This window comes from Streptomyces sp. CB02058 (genome assembly GCF_001905505.1).
GTDB lineage: Bacteria > Actinomycetota > Actinomycetes > Streptomycetales > Streptomycetaceae > Streptomyces.
The window spans coordinates 45,960-64,936 of sequence record NZ_LIPG01000004.1 but is presented as its reverse complement, the minus strand read 5'-3'; the positions used below and the strand labels follow the sequence as shown (position 1 = coordinate 64,936).

Here is an 18,977-nt window from a genome sequence, read left to right as displayed (position 1 = left end):
GAGTGGTGGCCGCGCCGATCCGGCCGCCGCCCGTGTGCCCGGGCCTCCGCAGCGCACCGAACCCCCGGAGTGGCAGATGCCCATCAGCGACGCTGCGCGCCGCGCCGAGTCACGGCGAATCGCCCTGTCCAGCTTTGTCGGGAGCGCCATCGAGTTCTACGACTTCCTGCTCTACGGCGCCGCCGCCTCGCTCGTCTTCAACGAGCTCTTCTTCACCGACCTGGACCCACTCGCCGGCACCGTCGCCGCCTTCGCCACCCTCGCCGTCGGCTATGTCGCGCGCCCCCTGGGCGGCATCGTCTTCGGCCACTTCGGCGACCGCGTCGGCCGCAAGTCCATGCTGGTCCTGACCATGACCTTGATGGCGATCGCCAGCTTCGCCATCGGCCTGCTGCCCACCTACGAGAGCGTCGGCATCTGGGCGCCGCTGCTGCTCGTCACCTGCCGCTTGGTCCAGGGCATCGCGGTCGGCGGTGAATGGGGCGGCGCCGCCCTCATGGCCATGGAGCACGCGAGTACCGAACGGCGTGGCCTGATGGCCTCGTTCGCGAACATGGGCGGCCCGGCGGGCGCAGTGCTCGCCACCGCTGTCTTCGCCGCCTTCTCGGCGCTGCCCGAAGACGAGTTCATGGCCTGGGGCTGGCGGGTGCCCTTCCTGCTCAGCCTGCTGCTCATGGCGGTCGGCCTGTTCATCCGGATGAAGGTCACCGAGAGCCCGGTGTTCGCCGAGGCACAGCGCAGGGCAGAGGAGGAGGCGGCCCGGAGCGAGCCGGTCAAGCAGGAGGCGCCCCTGCTCACCGTGCTGCGCCGGTACCGGAAGAACATCCTCCTCTCCTGCCTCGGCGGCTGCGCGGCACTCGTTCTCCAGTCGCTGCTCGCCACCTTCATGCTCACCTATGCCACCGGTGTCGGTTTCGAACGTTCGACCGTGCTTCTTGCCCAGACCGTCTCGTCGGCACTGCACATCTTCACGATCCCGGCGTTCGCGATCCTCTCGGACCGGGTGGGCCGCCGCCCCGTCATGATCGCCGGCGCACTCGTCACGGCTGCGGCCGCGTTCCCGCTGTTCGCACTGGTCAACAGCGGTTCCGTAGCGCTCCTGTTCACGGCGTACATCATCGGCAACCCGATCCTGCAGGCGTCGATGTACGGACCGATGGCGGCGTTCGTCAGCGAGATGTTCGGCACCCGCGCCCGCTACACGGGCGCCTCGCTCGGCTATCAGCTCGCGTCCACGCTGGGCGCGGGCACAGCGCCCCTGATCGCGAGCAGCCTGCTCGCCGGAGCGGGTGGCGGCACCCACTCGGGCCCGGTCAGCCTCTACCTGATCGCCGTCTGTCTGATCAGCGCCGCGGCGATCGCGCTGACCCGGGAGTCACACCGTGCCGACATCACCGGCTCGGGTGAGGGGCAAGTGCGGGAAAGGCAGGACGCGGTTCTCCGGCGGTAGGTGCGGGACGGCAGGATCCCTGGTTGCCCGGGTGCGCAAGAACCGAGCAGCACAGGGGTCCTGTTGTCGCGGTTGCCCGCGCTCACGCCGTCCGCCTCGACTTGGTACGGAGAAAGCACAGTCGCCGGAACGCACCTTCCCGGCGTCCCCTGACCGGGACGTGGCCCGGCCGGTGCCCCCATCGTGTTGACCGCCCCCGGCGGGCAGTGCTGGAGTCGGTACGTGGACAGCATCCCCGCCAACCGGCGGCTCTGGAACGAGATCAGCAGCACCTACCAGCACGCGCACGACCCGCAGATCGGCGCCGCACCCCGGCTGTGGGGCATGTACTCCATCCCCGACGCGCACCTGCGTGCCCTGGGTGACGTCACCGGCAAGCGCGTCCTCGAACTCGGCTGTGGCGCCGGCCAGTGGTCGAGGGCGCTCGCCGCCGAGGGCGCCACCGTGGTCGGGCTCGACCTGTCCGAAGCCCAACTCGCCGCGGCAACCCGCGCCATGGGGCCGGCCCGCTATCCCTTGGTGCAAGGCGCCGCCGAACAACTGCCCTTCGCCGCCGACAGCTTCGACCTGGTGTTCTGCGACTTCGGTGGGCTCAGCTGGGCGCCCCCGCACCTGGTCGTCCCGCAGGCGGCACGGGTCCTGGGCAGAGGCGGGCGCCTGGTGTTCAACGTCGCCAGCCCGTGGTTCGAAGTCTGCTACGACGAAGCCGCCGGTCGCGTGACCACGACGCTGCAGAAGGACTACTTCGGGCTGGACACCATCGCCGAAGGCGACGGCGCGACCAGCTACCAGCTCTCCTACGGTGACTGGGTCAGGGTCCTGCGCGGCGCCGGTCTCGTCATCGACGACCTCCTCGAGCCGCGGCCCGCACGCGGAACACCCAACGGCTACAACGAAACCGACCCACCCGACTGGGCACACCGCTGGCCGGCGGAACTGCTCTGGACAACCCACAAACCGTAAGGTCGGGAGCCCGCCACGAGGAATCCGGCACCGAGTCACGCCGCGCCGGCGGGCAGTACCGCGCAGGTGCCGTGGAACCGGTCGTCGCCCAAGGCCCTGTGGCGGCTGAACCGCACGCGTAGGGCCCGCCGCCCGGCTGCGGCCGCTCACGGCGCCTGCCGGGCATGGCCTGGCGGCAGATGACCGCGATGAAGGCAACGGCGTTGCGGGTGCACGTTCTCGGCCCTACTCCTCGGGTGCCGGCTTCGGCGCCGCGAAGTCGATCTGTGTGGCGGGCAGGACCCGGACGCTGCGATCAGGAAAGTCGATGTGCCGGTAGATCTCGTTGTGATGGGCGATCGACTGGTCGGGAAGGACGAAGTCTGTCGGCTCAGGGCGGACCGACGTGGTGTGCCCGTCCGCCACCAGCACCACGTCGTAGCCGTGGCTGAGGGCCTGGCGGGCAGTGGTCTCCACGCAGTTCTCAGTGGCGAAGCCGGTGACCAGGACCTCGGTCACGCAGAGCCGGACCAGTATCTCGTCGAGGTCGGTGCCCAGGAAGGCGTCGGCGCATGCCTTCGTCACGACCGGCTCTCCGTTCTGCGCGGCCAGTCCGGGCAGGGCGTCGCCGCACCCTTGCTGCTGGACCGTGATGACAGGAACTTTCGCGGTACGCGCCCGAGAGCTGAGCCCCGCGATGGTTGCGACTGTGCGCTCGGGGCGATGCATGATCGGCTTCAAACTGCTCTGCATGTCGATGACGAGGAGCGCGGCACGGTGCGGGGTCGGCGGCATCGGCCAACCGTAGCCGCCCCCTCCGCCGTGGCGACCGGCGGTACCGAGGCATCGTTCCCGCCGTGGGACGCGAGCGGAGACGAGGGCGGCCCGCCGCGTGGACGCCGCTCCTGCTCCAGGGCTGGAGTCGGCCGGGCCGGGTGGCGGTCGGCCGGGGGCTCTACCGACCGGCGGGGCCGGAGGTGAAGAACCCGGCCATCTGCTCCAGGCCGTCCTCGCCGAACATGGTGTCCAGGCTTGCGGCGGACTCGACGGCGGAGGCTTCGCTGCGCGGGAAGAGGGCCTCTTCGTAGGCGGCCAGAGCAGCCTCGGTGTCGCCGGGGTCGGCGGCGAGGGCGAGGGCCAGCTCCGCGCCGTCGTACATCGCCAGGTTGGCGCCCTCGCCCGCGAACGGGGACATGACGTGGGCGGCGTCGCCGAGCAGCGTGACGCCGGGGACGCGGTTCCAGCGGTGTCCGACGGGCAGGGCGTGGATGCGCCGTGGGGTGATGGTCTCCGCATCGGCGACCAGGCCGCGCAGGTCCTCGTCCCATCCCTCGAAGTGAGCCAGCACCGCGGCCTTCGCGGCGACGGGATCGCTGAAGTCGATGGTGTCGATCCAGCCCTCGTCGGCCTTGCGCGCGGTGTAGACGTGCAGGCTGCCGTCGGTCTCGCGGTGGGCGAGGAGGCCGCTCCCGTGTCCCAGGGCGATGAAGAATCCGCCGCCGATGACCGCGGCGCTGCGCGGGTGGCGGGTGTCGGCCTCGTACAGGTCGGTCTCGACGAAGGAGATGCCGGTGTAGGCGGGCTCGGCGTCGGAGAGCAGCGGCCGGATGCGGGACCAGGCGCCGTCGGCGCCGATGAGGAGGTCGCTCGTGATGACGGTCCCGTCGGTGAAGGAGACCTCGTGGCGGCCGTCCCCCAGCGGACGTGCGCCGGTGACCTTGCGGCCCCAGTGGACGGTGCCTTCGGGCAGGGAGTTCAGCAGCAGGTCGCGCAGGTCACCGCGGTCGACCTCGGGGCGGTCGCCGTCGCCCTCGTCCTCGCTGGACACACGGACGGTGCCGTCGGGGCCGAGTAGGCGCATGGCCTGGCCGCCCTCGTGGACGATCTTGAGGAATGCGCCGTGCAGACCTGCCGCGTGCAACGCCTTCTGCCCGTTCTCCTCGTGGATGTCGAGCATGCCGCCCTGCGTGCGGGCTTCCGGGCCCGACTCCAGGTCGAAGATGACGGACTCGATGCCGTTGACGTGCAGGACACGGGCGGCGGTCAGACCGCCGAGGCCGCCGCCGACGATCGCGACGGGGAAGTGGGTGGTGCTCATGGGAGACCTCTTCGCAGGAGTGGGGGAGCTGGTGCGCACGGGGGAAGCGGCTGTCGCCGCCGGTGCCGGCGCGGGGGTGGGACGGTGTCGCGCGGCGGTGCCGCAGCAGTCCTTCCGGCCACTTCCACCGTAACGAACATGTTCGTAGCGAACAAGTTCGTCGAAGGGTTGCGTATGGCTACGCGCTGCCCGGACGGCGTGCGCCGCACGCCGTCCGGGCAGGACTCAGTCGGCCTGGCGCGGTACCGCAGTGCCGGTGATGCCGTTGACGAGGACGTCGAAACTCCAGCGCAGCCGGTCTCTGGCGGTGCCGCCGATCAGGTCCGGCATGTGCGCGGTGATCGCCGGATGCGTGGCCTCGTCCACGGCGTGCAGCGCGCGCACGGTGGCGTTCCAGTCGTCCTCGGAGGTCGGGTCGTGCTCGTGTGCGGACTGTTCCGCGGCGGTGGCCGTGGCGTCCTGGAGCAGCTTGTCCACCCCCCACGCGACCTGGGCGCGCGGGGCGCCGCTGCGCGCGAGCAGGTCGAGGACGCGTTCCACCAGCCGCACGTAGTTCTCGCCGCTCGGCCTGGCCACGAGTGCGGACCGGGCGAGCTGAGGGTGCTCGAACAGCACCAGGGTGTACGACGCCATGACGGAGCGCAGCTGATCGCGCCAGTCGCCACCGCTGTCCCGGCTGCTCAGATCCACCTCGCCGAGCAGCGCGTCCAGGACGGCGGCATGCAGCTCGGCGGTGTTGGCGACGTAGACGTACAAGGAGGCCGGGCCGGTGTCCAGCTCCTGCGCCAGGCGGCGCATGGTGAGCTTCTCCAGCCCGTCGGCCCGCATGATCCGCATGGCGGCGTCCACGATCCAGCGCCGGGACAGGGCGGGCTTGGCCGGACGCTCGCGCCGGCTGACCGGCTCTTTTCTCCCGTTCATACGCCGATCGTAACGAACGCGTTCGTGATGGGCGTAGCTGGCGCGGAGGGCGGAGGCGCGCGGCGATGTCCGGTTTCAGGAGCGGCAGCGACGACAGCCGCAGGGCGGTTGCTCCGGCCTCCTGTTCCGACCGATCCGGCCGCCTGTTCCGACCGGCACGGGCCGACGACCGAATTCCCCCGTGGCGGGATGCCTCCCCGTACGGCGCCACTCCCCGACAGGTCGGTGCCGCCACCGCGAACCGAGGACCTCGGCGTGCACCGCGACACCGCAGAAGACGCCTTGATCGGCGTACGTCACCATGGTCTGCCGGGCGGACCATGTGGTGGCCCGGTAGTCGGTAGGTCTGTTGTGAGGGTGGGTCCGTGGAGCGGAACGAAGACCAGGTCCTGGCTGAGGAGCTTGCCGCTCTCAGTGCGGTGGGTGGGGGTGGCGGTCGCTTGGTCCGGGCGGTGGCCAAGCTGATGAGGAAGGAAGTCCACGAGGTCGATCTGGTTCTTCCCTTGCCCTTCGACGATGCGGTGAAGCGCGTCTCCGGCGTGCTCGGGAGGGCGGGCCACGTCATCGAGACCCTGCCGGTTCGCCCTGGTGAGGATGAAACCGTTCGCATCGTCGCCGGCGGTGGTGCCGGCGGTCTGAATCCCGTAGTGGTGACCGCGCGCGTGCTGAGGGCCGATGAAGACACCTCGGAGGTCTGGCTTCGTGGCGCTGCCAAAGAGGGGCTCGTCAGACAGCGGGCGGCGGAGAAGACCGTCGTCCTTCTGGCCGCCCGGTTGAGCCGGGGAGCCGGAGAGGGCGCGACGGACGGGTGAGCAGCGTGGCGACGGCGGCCCTGACCATGTCTGGGCGCTCGACGCTGTCCAGAGGCAGGGCCATCGGTGCGCAGGCGCGCTGTTCGTCGAAGAGCTCGCATCGTGACGCACTGGTGGAGCCGACCCAAGGGCTGTCCCGCAATCCCTGGCGGATCAGCCCCCGTTGCCCCGTCGGCGTCGGCGTCGGCGTCGGTGACGGGCGTCGGCTCCGGGGGAGTGGCCACGGTGTGAAGACCCGGACCAAGCCGGAGTGGTCGGGCGGCTGCTCCCGATGAAGCGGCGGCCGACGAACGCCTCCTGCCCGAGGCCCAGGTGACGGGTGCGGATCCGGCGTACGACTTCAGTGCTCGCGCCTGCGCACCGGGCCCGGTCCCGCCGTCCGAGCGAGCACCGGACCCAAGTCATCGTTCCAGGAGGTGACTTCACTCGTCCCCTCCATGACGGGACGACGACAACCGCCGGCTCGAGACACGAACAGGGCCGCGCAGCGGCGTCGGACCCGGCGGACGCTGGCGAACTGTCAAGTAGCCGTTACGCGTTGTACGTGGCGAGTAAAGAAATCCTCCGGACCTCACGATTCTCCTGGCGAAAATTGCTTCCATCACGAAATGATCACTAAAGTTTGCGATCGAACCTTCGCGCGATCGATCACCCGTCCGGGTGGCAGCGAAGACGCCGTCGTGTCCGTGACGTGCCTGGAGCCAGCGATTCAGCTCCTCCGCGCCCCGGTGGGCGGCTCGAGGAGAAGGAGTTCGCCTCCGTGGCGTCCCACCGTCGTCCCAAAGCGCCGAGCCGTGCCCGCGTGACCGTGCTCACCGCCTCCACCGCCGCTGCGCTCGCCCTGACCGCCCAGGCAGCCCACGCCGACCCCAAGCCGACCAAGAGCGAGGTCAAGGCGAAGGTCGACAAGCTCTACTCGGAGGCCGAGAAGGCCAGCGAGAAGTACAACGGAGCGAAGGAGCAGCAGGACAGGCTCACGAAGGAGGTCGGGGAGGTACAGGACAAGGTTGCGCGCGGGCAGGACGAGCTGAACGCGCTGCGGAGCGAACTCGGTTCCATCGCCACCGCGCAGTACCGCTCGGGAGGCATCAGCCCCTCCATACAGCTCTTCTTCTCGTCGGACCCGGACGACTTCCTCGACCAGGCGTCGGCGCTGGACGGTCTGACTGTCAGGCAGACCGAGTCGCTGCAGAAGATCCAGGCCAAGCAGCGCTCCCTGGCGCAGGAGCGTAAGGAAGCCCAGGGCAAGCTCGCCGAACTCGCCGAGGTGCGTGAGGAGCTCGGCAAGAACAAGAAGGCGTCCCAGACCAAGCTCGCCGCCGCCCAGAAACTGCTGAACACCCTGACCGTGGCCGAGCGCGCCGAGCTCGCCGAGAAGGAGCAGCGAGCCAGTCGCGACGCAGGTGGGCGGCTCGACCTCGGCAACGAGGTCGCCGCGTCCGGCCTCGGAGCCGCCGCGCTCCAGGCGGCCAGCACGCGGATCGGAATGCCGTACTCGCACTCCGTCACCACGGGCCCCAACTCGTTCGATTGCTCGGGCCTGACTCAATGGGCGTACCACCAGGCCGGTGTCGAGATCACCCGCACCACGTACACCCAGATCAACCAGGGCACCCGCATCGGGCAGAGCCAGCTGAAGCCTGGCGACCTCGTCTTCTTCAGTGGCAACTCGCACGTCGGGCTGTACGCCGGCGGCGGCAACGTCCTGCACGCCCCCTACCCGGGCGCCTACGTCCGCATCGAATCGATGAGCACCATCGGCAGTTTCTACGGTGCGGTCCGCATCTGACCACACCGTAGAGACTGCACTCTGCGAGCGCGGTCAGCACTCCGGCCGCGGCGCTGGTGGTCCTGTCCTGGTGACGGCGGGCGTCCGCGGCGCGGGGTGGGCAGTTCCGGGAGCTGCTGAGAGAGGGCGGTGTTCCTCCACGTGATCATCGGATGTGATGGCGTTCATGTGGCTGGGGCGGTCGGCCCGCCCGCCCGTCGCCCTCACCGGCTCATCGCGTTCTCAGGCCGAGTCTTCCGGCCCTGTTCCTCGTGATGTTTCGGATCTTCCTGGTGTTGCCCGGCTCGACGAGCAGAGTGAGGGCGGCCGACGATGCCGCCTCCTGTGCCAAAACGCGCCGTATCCAGTCCGTGACCCTCACCAATTGGATCGGTGTCGGCACGTGGCCTCCCTTGACGGACAGGCAGAACAGCCAGTCGTGGATGCGGCGATGGATGAGGTCACGGTGCCCGTCCGCCCTGAGCCGGTCGCTCTCCGGCAGCAGTTGTGCCGACCACTGTCGGAAGTCGGCGGGGCCGGACACCTTCATCGCGATGCTGTCCACGAGGGCGACCGCCGCCGTCTTGGAGACCATTTCCATGGGGTCGCGCAGGGTCGTGGCCACGATCGCGCGGTCTCGGTCACGGTCCGCCGAGGCAGCGGTCGCCAACACGACGCGTCGGCACGCGGACGCTCGCACGTGCTCGTCCGTGACGGCATCGTCGACGTCCACGTCGAGGATGCAGGCTTCCGCCAGTAGCTCGGTCACACGCGCATGCAATGCCATGGCCCTGTTCCTTCGCACCGTCGCGCCGTCGCAGCCCGGGGGCGGACCAGCCCGCCCGCGCTCGCGCCCACGCCGTGCCCCTGGTGTCGTCACCTCGATGCGCGTACGTCTGCACAACGTGCCGACGCTGCTGTCCGGCATGGTGCTGTACCCGTGGGAGCAGGCCGGGTCCGTCCTGGCCGGGCCGGCGGACGTACTCGACGGGAGCCCGGACGAGCTGACCGTCCAGTCTGGGCGCGCACGGCGTCGCCGCCCCCATTCTCCAGCGCGGCACCGAAGCCGTGAGGAGCAGCGACCCCACCGGGCTGACGGGAGTGCTCCCCAACGGAGGGGGCTTCCGCTACTGCTCGGTCGCCTCATCCGTGCCGCACGGCTGCGGGAACGCAAGTCGGCCCGCTGACAGGCACGTTCGGTACGGGGCCCGGAGATACGCGGTGCCGGCAGCGGGCCGAGAGACTGGGCCCGGGAGGCCAGGAGCGCCGGCTGCCGCACCGGACGACATGGTGGTCAGGCGGCGCGGGCGTGGAGAATGCCTTCGACGCCCTGGAGGAACGTCTCGGAGACCAGTTCGGGGTCGGAGAGGCAGCCGCAAGCCATGGCACCGTCCCGCAGCATGACGAGATGCCGGCCGGCGGGTCCGGGAGGCGCGGAGCCGGTCTGGGCCAGCAGCTCCGTGACAGTCTCCTGGAACCACTGCCGGTGAGCCAGGACGGCCTGGTGAACCGGGTGCTCCGGGTCGGGGTACTCGGCCGCCGCGTTGAGGAAGGCGCATCCGCGGAAGCCCGGGGAGCGGATTCCCGCCGTGATGGTCCGGCACACGGCGCGGACCTTGTCGGCCCCCGACTCCTCCTCCGCCTGGGCCGCCTCGGCCTGCGCCCGGAGGTCCCGGTCGGCCTGCTGGAGGTAGGCGAGGACGAGGTCTTCCTTGCCCGTGAAGTGGCGGTACATCGTGGCACGGGTGACCTGCGCCTCCGCCACGATGCGGTCGATGCCGACGGAGTGGATCCCCTCCGCGTAGAAGATCCTGGTCGCTGTGTTGAGCAGCCGCGCCCGCGCTGCCGACGTGCCGCCTTCTTTGGTCCTCTGGCTCATGCGCCCAGGTTATCGAAGAGCGAGAGAGAACGATCTGGCTCCTCATGACGATCGGCCGGCTCCGAGAAGAGCCTGCCGGTCGGTCCTTGCCGGAGGCTGCCCTGTTGCTCCGGCGGCGTGCTGGTTGACCCCGACGGTGTGGTGCCGCCGCCGAGCTCCCAGGTGATCGTGCCGTGCCACACCGCCTCGCCCGCGCCCATGAGGATCTGACGGGCAGTCGGCGGATACGGGTGGAGCCACCGACTGCCCTGGATTATCGGCCAGTTCGTCCGCGGGGCGACCGGAATGACACGTAGCTCTCTCGGGGGTTGGGGGAGGTACGCAATGACCCATGGCGCACCGGTTCAGCTGGCTCTCCGAGGGGACCCAACGCTCGCCTCGACGAGTTGAGCGTGAATGCGCCAGTCGGTCGAGTGATCGTCCCCTCGCCCGGGGCTGGGCGGAATGCCGTCATGGCGCTTGCTGCGGGCCGCTGACTGCTGTGCAGATACCCGCGAGGAGGGTAGAACGTTCGGTCTTGACAAATGGCGACGCTCTCGCGAAGCTGTGAACAGAACGTTCATTCTCCCTGGGTGGCGGGCGCGGACCTGTCCAGCACCGGCTTGAGACGTCATCCGCCACGACTGTCCGAACCGGGCGATCGTGCCGGTCCGGGAGATGTGCACCCGGCCTGATCGAGGAGGCCGGGTGCAGGAACCCCTGAACTCGCTCTCTTTTCCAATTTCACACACCACTGAAAGGCATCATCGTGAGCGCCATTGCTGCTCCGTCCGATACCGCTGGGACGGCCTCTGCCCTGCGGCGGCTCTACTTCGTCCGGTTCGCGTTCGCCGTCGTCTGGGCCCTCGTGATGTTCACGATGACCAAGGAGATCACCCCGGTCGGGGCCGTTCTCCTGGTGCTGTACCCGCTGTTCGACGTGGGTGCGGCCATCTATGACGCGAGGGCCTCGCGCAGCACGGGATCGCCGACGCTGTTGTACGTGAACATCGCGGTCAGCCTTGCCACGGCTGTCGGGCTGGGCGTCGCCTGCGCGTCGGGTATTCCGGCCGTGCTGCGCGTCTGGGGTGCCTGGGCGGTCGTGGCCGGTCTGGTCCAGCTGATTGTGGCCATTCCCCGCCGCAAGATGGGCGGCCAGTGGCCGATGATTCTCAGCGGCGGGATCTCGGTCCTGGCCGGAGGGTCGTTCATCGCATCGGCCGGTGCGGACGACCCGTCGCTGACCAGTGCCGTCGGCTATGCCATCCCGGGCGGCATCTTCTTCCTGATCTCGGCCCTGCGCCTGAAGCGCGCCGCCCAGGAGAGCTGACATGGGTGACGACACGTACGACGTCATCGTGATCGGTGCGGGGCCGGGCCGGTGTGTCGGTGCTCTTCGGTCGGGAGGCCGGCGCTGTGGAACCGTGACGACGACGGCACGGTGCACATCACCCTGACCACCGGTCACCTCGTCGAGTCCGACGAGGTCCTCGTCGGCACCGGCCGCACGCCGCACACGCAGGACGTCGGTCTGGACGCCGTCGGTCTGGAACCGGGTGCCTGGCTCCGGTGGACGACACACCGCGTGTGGTCGCGGACGACGGGGAGTTGGTGGGGGACGGGTGGCTGTACGCCGCCGGTGACGTCAACCGGCGCGTGCAGCTGACCCACCAGGGCAAGTACCAGGCGCGTGCCGTGGGGGGGAGGTCATCGTGGCGCGCGAAGGGAGAGGCGATCGACGGCAGTCGGTGGGGCTGCCACGTGGCGGCCGTCGGCGGCGCACCTCCACGGGCGGTTGTGGGCGCCCTTCCACGAGCCCAAGTGCTCGCAGGTCCATCCACGGCGTCCCCAGTGCGGTACTTGAACGCGATCGCGTCGATCACCTGCCGGTGATCACGCCACCGGCCACCCCGCTTCGGCGTCCCGTCCGGCAGCGGCGGCTCGATCCTCGCCCACTGTGCTTCAGCCAACGGAACAGTCTGTGAGTGTGCATGGAATCAGCCGGTCCGCGAGCGGGGACCGGGTGCGATGAACCCGCGCAGGCAAGGAGCAGCGGGAAGCCACTGTGGTGCCGGATCGGCGTGCCTCTCCAAAACCGGCAGGTGCCCCAGAGGCGGATCATGAGAAGGTGCGGTCAGACCCGGCAGAGGGAGAAGAATGGGGCTCATCTACAGCTACGACATATACCTGCGTCCCCGCAACGTCGCCAAGGTGCTGGCACATCTGGCCGAGCTGGCACCACCGGCCCGTCGCGTGCCGCCGCTCGAACTCACTCTGCCCGGTGGTGACCGGCTCGTCCTCCCGTTCACGTCCCACTTCAAGAGCGAGCCGGTCGACTGCTCCACGAGCAGCACGCTCGAGCTCGACACGTCCATCATGTTCGACGTCGATGACGCACTGCGTGCGTACGCGGAGACGGGCGGCCCCGAACCGGAGGCGGACGGGCGCCTCCAGGTCGGGTACATCTACGCGACGATCCGGTTCGAGTCCTTCCTGCACCCTGGTTACGCGTCGGTGAGGTGCTGGGCAGCGACGTCGGGGATGAGCCGCATGTTCGCGCGGTCGACCAACGTCAGGAAGGTGTTCACCGACCTCGCCGCCGCCAGCGGCGGAGTGTGCTGCCTGTTCGACACCGGCGACGGCGGCCCCGTGCACGTGTGCTGGTTCAACGGTGAGACCACCCAGGAGACGGTCCCCGGCCCCCGCTTTCCGGATCGGCCAGCACTTGTGGCGAGTTGGTCCGACCCCGGGGGGTGAGCGCCGGTGTCCCTTGGCCACTACGCCCCCGGACGGATCATCCGAGTGCACTCTTCAGGGGACCCGTGAAGCTGCCGGTGTCGGCTTCGTTGAGGGTGCCGAGTTTGACCAGGCGTTTCAGCTTGGCTCGGGTGCCTTCGATGTTCTCGGCAGCGGTTCGTGGTCGAGGGCCTGGCAGACATAGCCGGCCCCGCAGCGGCCCGGTCGAGTCGCTGAAGACGGCGAGGACGCCGGGGCTGGTCCGGTGCCTCAGGCAGGTCCGATGGACCGGCCTGAAGCCGGTCGGCCGGGGACGTTGTCGGCTGCCCCCTCGCCTGCCGCGCTGAAGGCCGGACCGTACGACGGTGCCACGCAGCCCGTCCGCCCCCGACGGATGCGAGGGCGGACGGGCTCTGTCCAGTCCGGTCACTCGGACCTCGGAGTGCATGGTGCTGCTCCGGTCCGAGTGCGAACGTCAGTCGGAGACGGTGAGGACGAGCTTGCCGCGGGTGCGGTTGGTCTCACCCAGTCGGTGTGCCTCGGCCGCCTCCTCCAATGCGAAGGTCCGCTCCACCTCGATACGGACCTTGCCTGAGTCGACCAGTCCCGCGATCGTCGTCAGCGCGGCGGAGTCCGGCTCCACCAGGAACGGGCTGGTGCGCACCCCGGCCTGGCCGGCGACCGTGGCAAGGCGCTCCGGAACACCGTCGGGAATCGCGACGACCAGGCCGCCGGGACGGGTCACCGACACGGACCGTACGTCGGTGTCGTCCAGCGCGCCGACCAGGTCGATGACGACGTCGACGTGACCGGTGACGTCCTCGAACCGCTGCCGGGTGTAGTCGATCAACTCGTCCGCGCCCAGTTCCTTGAGCCAGGCGTGCCTGTGTTCGCGGGCGGTCGCCACCACCTCGGCGCCGAGATGCTTGGCGAACTGCACGGCCAGGTGACCGACGCCGCCCGCCGCGGCGTGCACGAGCACGCGCTGCCCTGCCTGCACATGGGCGGTGTCGACCAAGGCCTGCCACGCAGTGAGCGCTGCGAGGGGCAGCGCCGCGGCCTCGACGTGACCGATCGAGGCCGGCTTGCGGGCGAAATGGCGCGAGGGCGCTGTGACGTACTCGGCGTAGGCACCGGCCGGCCGGGGGAACCAGGGCATGGCGTAGACCTCGTCGCCGGGCGCGAGCGTGGTGACCCCGAAGCCGACCTCTTCCACGACGCCGGAGACGTCCCAGCCCAGGACCAGCGGCATTGTCTGAAGTCCGGCCATGCCCTGACCGGCGCGGGTCTTCCAGTCCACCGGGTTGATCCCGGCGGCGTGCACCCGCACCAGCACCTCGGTGGGCAACGGCTTAGGCCGGGTGATCTCCTCGTGCGTCAGAACCTCGGGGCCGCCGAATTCCTTGATGGTGACAGCACGCATCGGGCGCTCGCTCATGCTTCCTCACTCACATCTGTTCCGTACGTCTTCCTGCCGGGGTGTGGCCCGGCGGGAACCACTCTGTCGAGGGTGGACGCATGTGTGTGAGTGGCCTGAGAGACGGCAGTCGTGCAATTCCAGCCATGCCACCTCCTGCTCGTGCCGGAGGCGGGGCACGGCTCTGTGACCGCGACCAGGGCGTCCCGTAACGTGAACTGCCCGATTCAGTCGTGACCGGGCGTCACGCATGCTTTGGCTGTCCCGGCCGTCCGCACGGGTTCGCGGTCGGTCGGGATGCGGCCTCGTCGTAACCGCGAACACGCAGGTCAGCATCAGCCCGGCACGCTGACCGAATCGGCGAGGCGCTGATGTCCTCACCCACGCGAGCCCAACTCCCCGGACGCCGGACGTTGGTGTCAACGCGTACACCCAACGCACCCTGGCCGGACGCTGGCTGTCCACGACGGGCATGCCGGCTGTGCGCCGTTGCGCACAACACCCCTGTTCGCATGCCGAGACGGGCGAGCCGGCGGCTTGACGCGCCGGCGGGATCGGTGAAACATCCACCCCATGCGCACCCGCATTCTCGTACTTGGACAGCGCGTCGGCTGAAGCCGGGACCCTCTGCCTCACGGTCACCGCTCGACGCGCTCCCCTCGGTTGCCCACCGGCACGAGGGGTTTTTTTGTTGCCCCGGCCCAATGCGCCTCGGGCAGTCACGCGCCGGTACCGCGTCCCCATGCCCTCAGCAGTGAACAGAGAGAATGCCCATGCCCGAGCACGCCACAGAGCACCGGACTGTCCAGTCCATCCCGCCCGCGACGGCGCACGCCCCCGCCGCGACGCCTCCCGCCGCCCCTCCTGTCGGCGCTTCCGAGGGTGACCCGGTCACCGGGGCGCAGTCGTTGATCCGCTCGCTGGAAGTGTGCGGGGCGGAGGTCGTCTTCGGCATTCCGGGCGGGGCCATCCTGCCCGCGTACGATCCGATGCTGGACTCCCGCAGTCTGCGCCACATCCTGGTCCGCCACGAACAGGGTGCGGGCCATGCCGCGACCGGTTACGCGCAGGCCACCGGCCGGGTCGGGGTGTGTATGGCGACGTCAGGACCGGGTGCCACCAATCTGGTCACCCCGCTCCTTGACGCGTACATGGACTCCGTGCCGTTGGTCGCGATCACCGGCCAGGTCGAATCCGGTCTCATCGGCACGGACGCCTTCCAGGAAGCCGACATCGTCGGGATCACGATGCCGGTCACCAAACACGGCTTCCACGTGACCGATGCGGACGAGATCCCCCGTGTGATCTCCGAAGCCTTCCGGCTCGCCTCGTCCGGGCGGCCCGGCCCCGTCCTGGTCGACATCACCAAGGACGCCCTGCAGGCGGACACCGTGTTCGTCCCCCCGGCGCCGTGGGAGCCCGCGTCCCCGCCGCTGTCCCGGGCGCACGGCAAGCAGGTCCGTGCGGCGGCCCGCCTGATCACCGGCTGCAAACGGCCCGTGCTGTACGTCGGCGGCGGTGTCGTCAAAGCCGGCGCGACCGCGGAGCTGAGCGAGCTCGCCGAGTTGACCGGCGCCCCTGTCACCACCACTCTCATGGCGCTGGACGCGTTCCCCGGCGGCCACCGCCAGCACCTGGGCATGCCGGGCATGCACGGGTCCGTCCCGGCCGTGGCCGCGTTGCAGAAGGCCGACCTGATCGTGGCTCTCGGGGCCCGCTTCGACGACCGGGTCACCGGCAGGCCGGACACGTTCGCCCCGCACGCCAAGGTCGTGCACGTGGACATCGACGCCGCGGAGATCGGCAAGAACCGCGCCGCCGACGTCTCCATCGTCAGCGACGCCCGCACCGCGATCGCCGATCTTGCCCGGGCGGTCCGGCACCTGCGCGCGGAAGGCGAGACCGGGGCCGCCGCCGAGTCCCGCTACACGGGCTGGTGGCGGGAACTGGACCGCTGCCGCGCTTCCTACCCCCTCACCTACGACCGGCCCGCCGACGGCCGGCTCGCACCGCAGCACGTCATCGAACGGATCGGCCAACTGGCTCCCCAGGGAACGGTCTTCACCGCTGGGGTCGGCCAGCACCAGATGTGGGCCGCCCACTTCCTCCCGCACGGGAAGCCCCGCACCTGGCTCAACTCCGGGGGCGCCGGAACCATGGGGTACGCCGTCCCCGCCGCCATGGGTGCGAAGGTCGCACGGCCCGGCAGCACCGTGTGGGCCGTCGACGGGGACGGTTGCTTCCAGATGACCTGCCAGGAACTGACCACGTGTGCGCTGAACGGCATTCCGATCAAAGTCGCCGTCATCAACAACGGCGCCCTCGGCATGGTCCGTCAGCTCCAGAACATGTTCTACGACCGGCGCCACTCCGCCTCCACCCTCCACTCGGCTCCTGGTCGTGAGCGTCCTGGCCAGGCTCCCGCCGGCACCCGCGTTCCCGACTTCGTCGAACTCGCCGAAGCCCTGGGGTGCGCCGCACTGCGCTGCGAGTCGGCCGACGACCTGGACGACACCATCCGCAGGGCCAACGCCATCGACGACCGGCCCGTCGTCGTCGACTTCATCGTCGAGGAGGACGCCATGGTCTGGCCGATGGTCCCGGCCGGGGCGTCCAACGACGCCATCATGACCGCTCTCGACCTGCGTCCCGACTTCGGGCAGCCGGACGACTGACAGGCGGTGGCCGCGGTAACGGGTCCCGCCGTGGACGCGGGGCCCGAGCCGCACCCACGGCTGCTCAGCCCTTCGCCGAGCCCGGCACGACGACGTCACCCCTCCGCGGGCCGGGCTTCACGACGACATGGTCGACTCCTCCGGCGAGCAGCCGACCGTGACGGCCGGTGACGCCCGGCCCGGCGGGATGGGGCACGGATGCACCTGAGGCCAGGGACAGCACCGCACGAACTCCATGCGTGCGCGCGAAGACGGACGATCAGGCCTCACTTGCCCGGGATGCGGGGCAGAGGCGGCACGGAGGGGACTCCGCAAGAACGGGCCGGGTTGCCAGTAGACACCGTGGAAGTGGTGTCATACCCATCATGACAGGTCAGAGCGTGTTCTCGTAGGACGAACGGCACAGGCGACCAGCCTTGTCCGGTCCGCTGCGGGACACCCAGAATCTCCGTCATGAATCGCTCGGGGAAAGTTGATCAGGACGACATCGTGCGGGCGCGGAATACGCTGCTCGCATCGGGACACCGCACGCCGCACGAGGAAGTCGACGCCTACCGGGTGCTTGCCCAGGTCAGCCCCGCCTCGTACCTGCCGCTCCTGTCCAAGGCGCTGCAGCGTCTGAGTTACGACGCCAGCCGCGGCAGGCCGCATCCGGACAGTCTCGCGCTGTGCGAGGAGGCGGTGGCCGTGGCGCGGTCCATGGACATGGCCGAGACCGCCCGTGCGCATGTTCTGTACGAGGCCCTCGACTCGTGCCAGAGAGAGCTGTACGCCGTGGGCCGACGCGCCGAAGGGCTCGCCATGCGCGCCGAGATGCTCGCCATCGGCCGCGCACAGGCCGAACTGTCCGGAGCTCCCGTGGCCGGACTGGACAAGTGGGCTGCAGGCCTTTCCGAGGAGGGCCGGTACACCGAAGCCGCCGATGCCATGACCGAGTTGGTCGCAGCGGTCCTGCCCCTCGGGCCCGCCGACGGGGGCCTCGCGTGGTCACTCCTGGAGTGGATCGCCGCCCTCCATGACGCCGGCCGGTCCGGCGACGCACTCGCCGCGTTCCAGACACTCGTCAGCATGGAAGCGGCCGAGGCCACGAAAGACGGCGGCCCGATGGCCTGCCACCTCTACTCGCTCATCGGATACGCGCAGATGCTCGACAGGCACGGCCGAGGGGAGCAGGCGGCCCTCGTACGGCAAGAGGCGCTCACCTTGCTGACGGGGTGGGCCGATACCGGTGAGCGGAGATCCTGGAGTAGTTATGAGGCGTCGTTCTGGGCGGTGCTGCTGTCCTTCTCCGGCGCCGATGGCGAGTGGCCCGCGTCCGATGGACCGCGTCCCCCTTCGGGGGCGGCGCCCATGACGTGGTCGCCCGATGCCAGGCGGCGCTACTTCGACAGTCGTGATGTCCTCCGTGACGAGGTGGACACCCTTGCTGCGCGAGCAACCGAGGATCCGGACCGGTATCTGGCCGAACTGGTCCGGCTGCATCGGGTCCTCACCGTCCGCTCCGCCGTCTACTGGGAGCATCGCACCCATCTGTTCGTGGAGCGCGTGCGTTCCCTGTTCGACGAGGGAGTGGTACTCGCCCGCCGGCTGTCTCAGCACGACCCGGCAGACGGAACGCGAACACTGGCCAGGACCCTGATCGACCGATCGACCTTCTGCATCGCCGCCTGCGAGTTCAGGCCCGCGCTCGATGACTTCCGGGAAGCGCTGGGGTATCTGGGGGAGGCCAACTGACCCGAGCCGGCCACGTCCTGCCCAGGACTCGTACACACGAGGAGCTCGCGCCAGGCCGCGGAAGACCGGTGAGCCGGGTCCCCCCGGCCTTCGGCGTCGAACAGTGTCATTCTCATCACGGGCCACGCCTCCCGCCTGCGAGGATGCAGCCGCGTGGTGTCCTCCAACTCGCCGCCCAGGCTGTTGGCTCGTGTGCTCGTCTGTGATGCACCATGCAACTGGTGGATTCCCGTTCGACCCGAAGGACTGAGTCGTGGCCGACCGACCTGAGATCGTCTGCATCTGCGGGTCTGCCCGTTTCGCGGGCGAGATGCGTGCGGCGAACCGTGATCTGACCTTCGCAGGTGTCATCGTCGTAGCGCCCGGCGAGGCAGACGAGTTGATCACCAGCGAGCAGAAGACCGCTTTGGACGCCCTCCATCTGCGCAAGATCGACCTGGCTGACCGGGTTCTGGTCGTCAACCCGGGCGGGTATGTCGGCGAGTCCACGCACAGGGAGATCGCATACGCCCACGCCACCGGCAAGCCGGTCTCGTTCACCGATCCCCCAGGCCGGTAGACGCTTC

17 protein-coding genes are annotated in these 18,977 nt (G+C 69.7%); 10 read left to right on the top strand and 7 right to left on the bottom strand.

Translation table 11 applies throughout. The features are described from left to right. The first annotated feature begins 76 nt into the window (after positions 1-76). Both AMK10_RS20885 and AMK10_RS20880 read left to right on the top strand, forming a co-directional pair. On the top strand, positions 77-1,450 hold the full coding sequence (locus tag AMK10_RS20885; protein ID WP_073749422.1) for an MFS transporter: 1,374 nt from the start codon (positions 77-79) through the stop codon (positions 1,448-1,450). A 222-nt stretch (positions 1,451-1,672) separates the two neighbouring features. Beyond that, positions 1,673-2,413: a class I SAM-dependent methyltransferase gene (locus AMK10_RS20880; RefSeq protein ID WP_073749421.1), complete on the top strand. Its 741-nt coding sequence runs from the start codon at positions 1,673-1,675 to the stop codon at positions 2,411-2,413. Positions 2,414-2,638: 225 nt separating this feature from the next. On the opposite strand, the gene AMK10_RS20875 is transcribed toward AMK10_RS20880, so the two are convergent. The 3 genes from AMK10_RS20875 to AMK10_RS20865 all read right to left on the bottom strand — a co-directional run bounded on the left by AMK10_RS20875 (position 2,639) and on the right by AMK10_RS20865 (position 5,411). After that, positions 2,639-3,187 (bottom strand): isochorismatase family protein, encoded by a 549-nt coding sequence (locus AMK10_RS20875; RefSeq protein ID WP_073749420.1) that lies wholly within the window; start codon positions 3,185-3,187, stop codon positions 2,639-2,641. A gap of 160 nt (positions 3,188-3,347) precedes the next feature. Next, a complete protein-coding gene (locus tag AMK10_RS20870; protein WP_073749419.1) occupies positions 3,348-4,490 on the bottom strand; it encodes an FAD-dependent oxidoreductase in 1,143 nt (380 codons plus the stop codon). A gap of 225 nt (positions 4,491-4,715) precedes the next feature. Then, a complete protein-coding gene (locus AMK10_RS20865; RefSeq protein ID WP_073749418.1) occupies positions 4,716-5,411 on the bottom strand; it encodes a TetR/AcrR family transcriptional regulator in 696 nt (231 codons plus the stop codon). A gap of 365 nt (positions 5,412-5,776) precedes the next feature. Here AMK10_RS20865 and AMK10_RS20860 point away from each other — a divergent pair, with 365 nt between their 5' ends. Continuing rightward, positions 5,777-6,223, top strand: a complete 447-nt coding sequence (locus tag AMK10_RS20860; protein ID WP_073749417.1) for a hypothetical protein — start codon at positions 5,777-5,779, stop codon at positions 6,221-6,223. Positions 6,224-6,983: 760 nt separating this feature from the next. Beyond that, a complete protein-coding gene (locus tag AMK10_RS20855; protein ID WP_073749416.1) occupies positions 6,984-8,012 on the top strand; it encodes a C40 family peptidase in 1,029 nt (342 codons plus the stop codon). Between the two features lie 211 nt (positions 8,013-8,223). On the opposite strand, the gene AMK10_RS20850 is transcribed toward AMK10_RS20855, so the two are convergent. Both AMK10_RS20850 and AMK10_RS20840 read right to left on the bottom strand, forming a co-directional pair. Beyond that, positions 8,224-8,778, bottom strand: coding sequence for a hypothetical protein (locus AMK10_RS20850; protein WP_073749415.1), 555 nt, complete (start codon positions 8,776-8,778; stop codon positions 8,224-8,226). A 507-nt stretch (positions 8,779-9,285) separates the two neighbouring features. Continuing rightward, positions 9,286-9,870: a TetR/AcrR family transcriptional regulator gene (locus AMK10_RS20840; RefSeq protein WP_073749414.1), complete on the bottom strand. Its 585-nt coding sequence runs from the start codon at positions 9,868-9,870 to the stop codon at positions 9,286-9,288. Between the two features lie 748 nt (positions 9,871-10,618). Between AMK10_RS20840 and AMK10_RS20835 the strand changes: the two genes are divergently transcribed. The 3 genes from AMK10_RS20835 to AMK10_RS20825 all read left to right on the top strand — a co-directional run bounded on the left by AMK10_RS20835 (position 10,619) and on the right by AMK10_RS20825 (position 12,606). Continuing rightward, positions 10,619-11,179: a hypothetical protein gene (locus AMK10_RS20835; protein ID WP_073749413.1), complete on the top strand. Its 561-nt coding sequence runs from the start codon at positions 10,619-10,621 to the stop codon at positions 11,177-11,179. Positions 11,180-11,290: 111 nt separating this feature from the next. Further along, entirely contained in the window at positions 11,291-11,515 is a 225-nt protein-coding gene (locus AMK10_RS37720; RefSeq protein WP_198959759.1) for a hypothetical protein, read from the top strand. A gap of 491 nt (positions 11,516-12,006) precedes the next feature. After that, a complete protein-coding gene (locus AMK10_RS20825) occupies positions 12,007-12,606 on the top strand; it encodes a hypothetical protein (RefSeq protein ID WP_073749412.1) in 600 nt (199 codons plus the stop codon). A 454-nt stretch (positions 12,607-13,060) separates the two neighbouring features. Here the strand turns inward: AMK10_RS20825 and AMK10_RS20820 are convergent, their stop codons facing one another. Then, positions 13,061-14,023, bottom strand: a complete 963-nt coding sequence (locus AMK10_RS20820; RefSeq protein ID WP_073749411.1) for an NADP-dependent oxidoreductase — start codon at positions 14,021-14,023, stop codon at positions 13,061-13,063. A 746-nt stretch (positions 14,024-14,769) separates the two neighbouring features. Here AMK10_RS20820 and AMK10_RS20815 point away from each other — a divergent pair. Continuing rightward, entirely contained in the window at positions 14,770-16,677 is a 1,908-nt protein-coding gene (locus tag AMK10_RS20815) for an acetolactate synthase large subunit (RefSeq protein ID WP_382564426.1), read from the top strand. A 64-nt stretch (positions 16,678-16,741) separates the two neighbouring features. On the opposite strand, the gene AMK10_RS38530 is transcribed toward AMK10_RS20815, so the two are convergent. After that, on the bottom strand, positions 16,742-16,873 hold the full coding sequence (locus AMK10_RS38530) for a hypothetical protein (RefSeq protein ID WP_274535352.1): 132 nt from the start codon (positions 16,871-16,873) through the stop codon (positions 16,742-16,744). A gap of 257 nt (positions 16,874-17,130) precedes the next feature. Between AMK10_RS38530 and AMK10_RS20810 the strand changes: the two genes are divergently transcribed. Continuing rightward, on the top strand, positions 17,131-18,411 hold the full coding sequence (locus AMK10_RS20810) for a hypothetical protein (RefSeq protein ID WP_107428468.1): 1,281 nt from the start codon (positions 17,131-17,133) through the stop codon (positions 18,409-18,411). A gap of 253 nt (positions 18,412-18,664) precedes the next feature. After that, positions 18,665-18,970, top strand: coding sequence for a hypothetical protein (locus AMK10_RS20805; protein ID WP_107428467.1), 306 nt, complete (start codon positions 18,665-18,667; stop codon positions 18,968-18,970). The last annotated feature ends 7 nt before the right edge of the window (positions 18,971-18,977 follow it).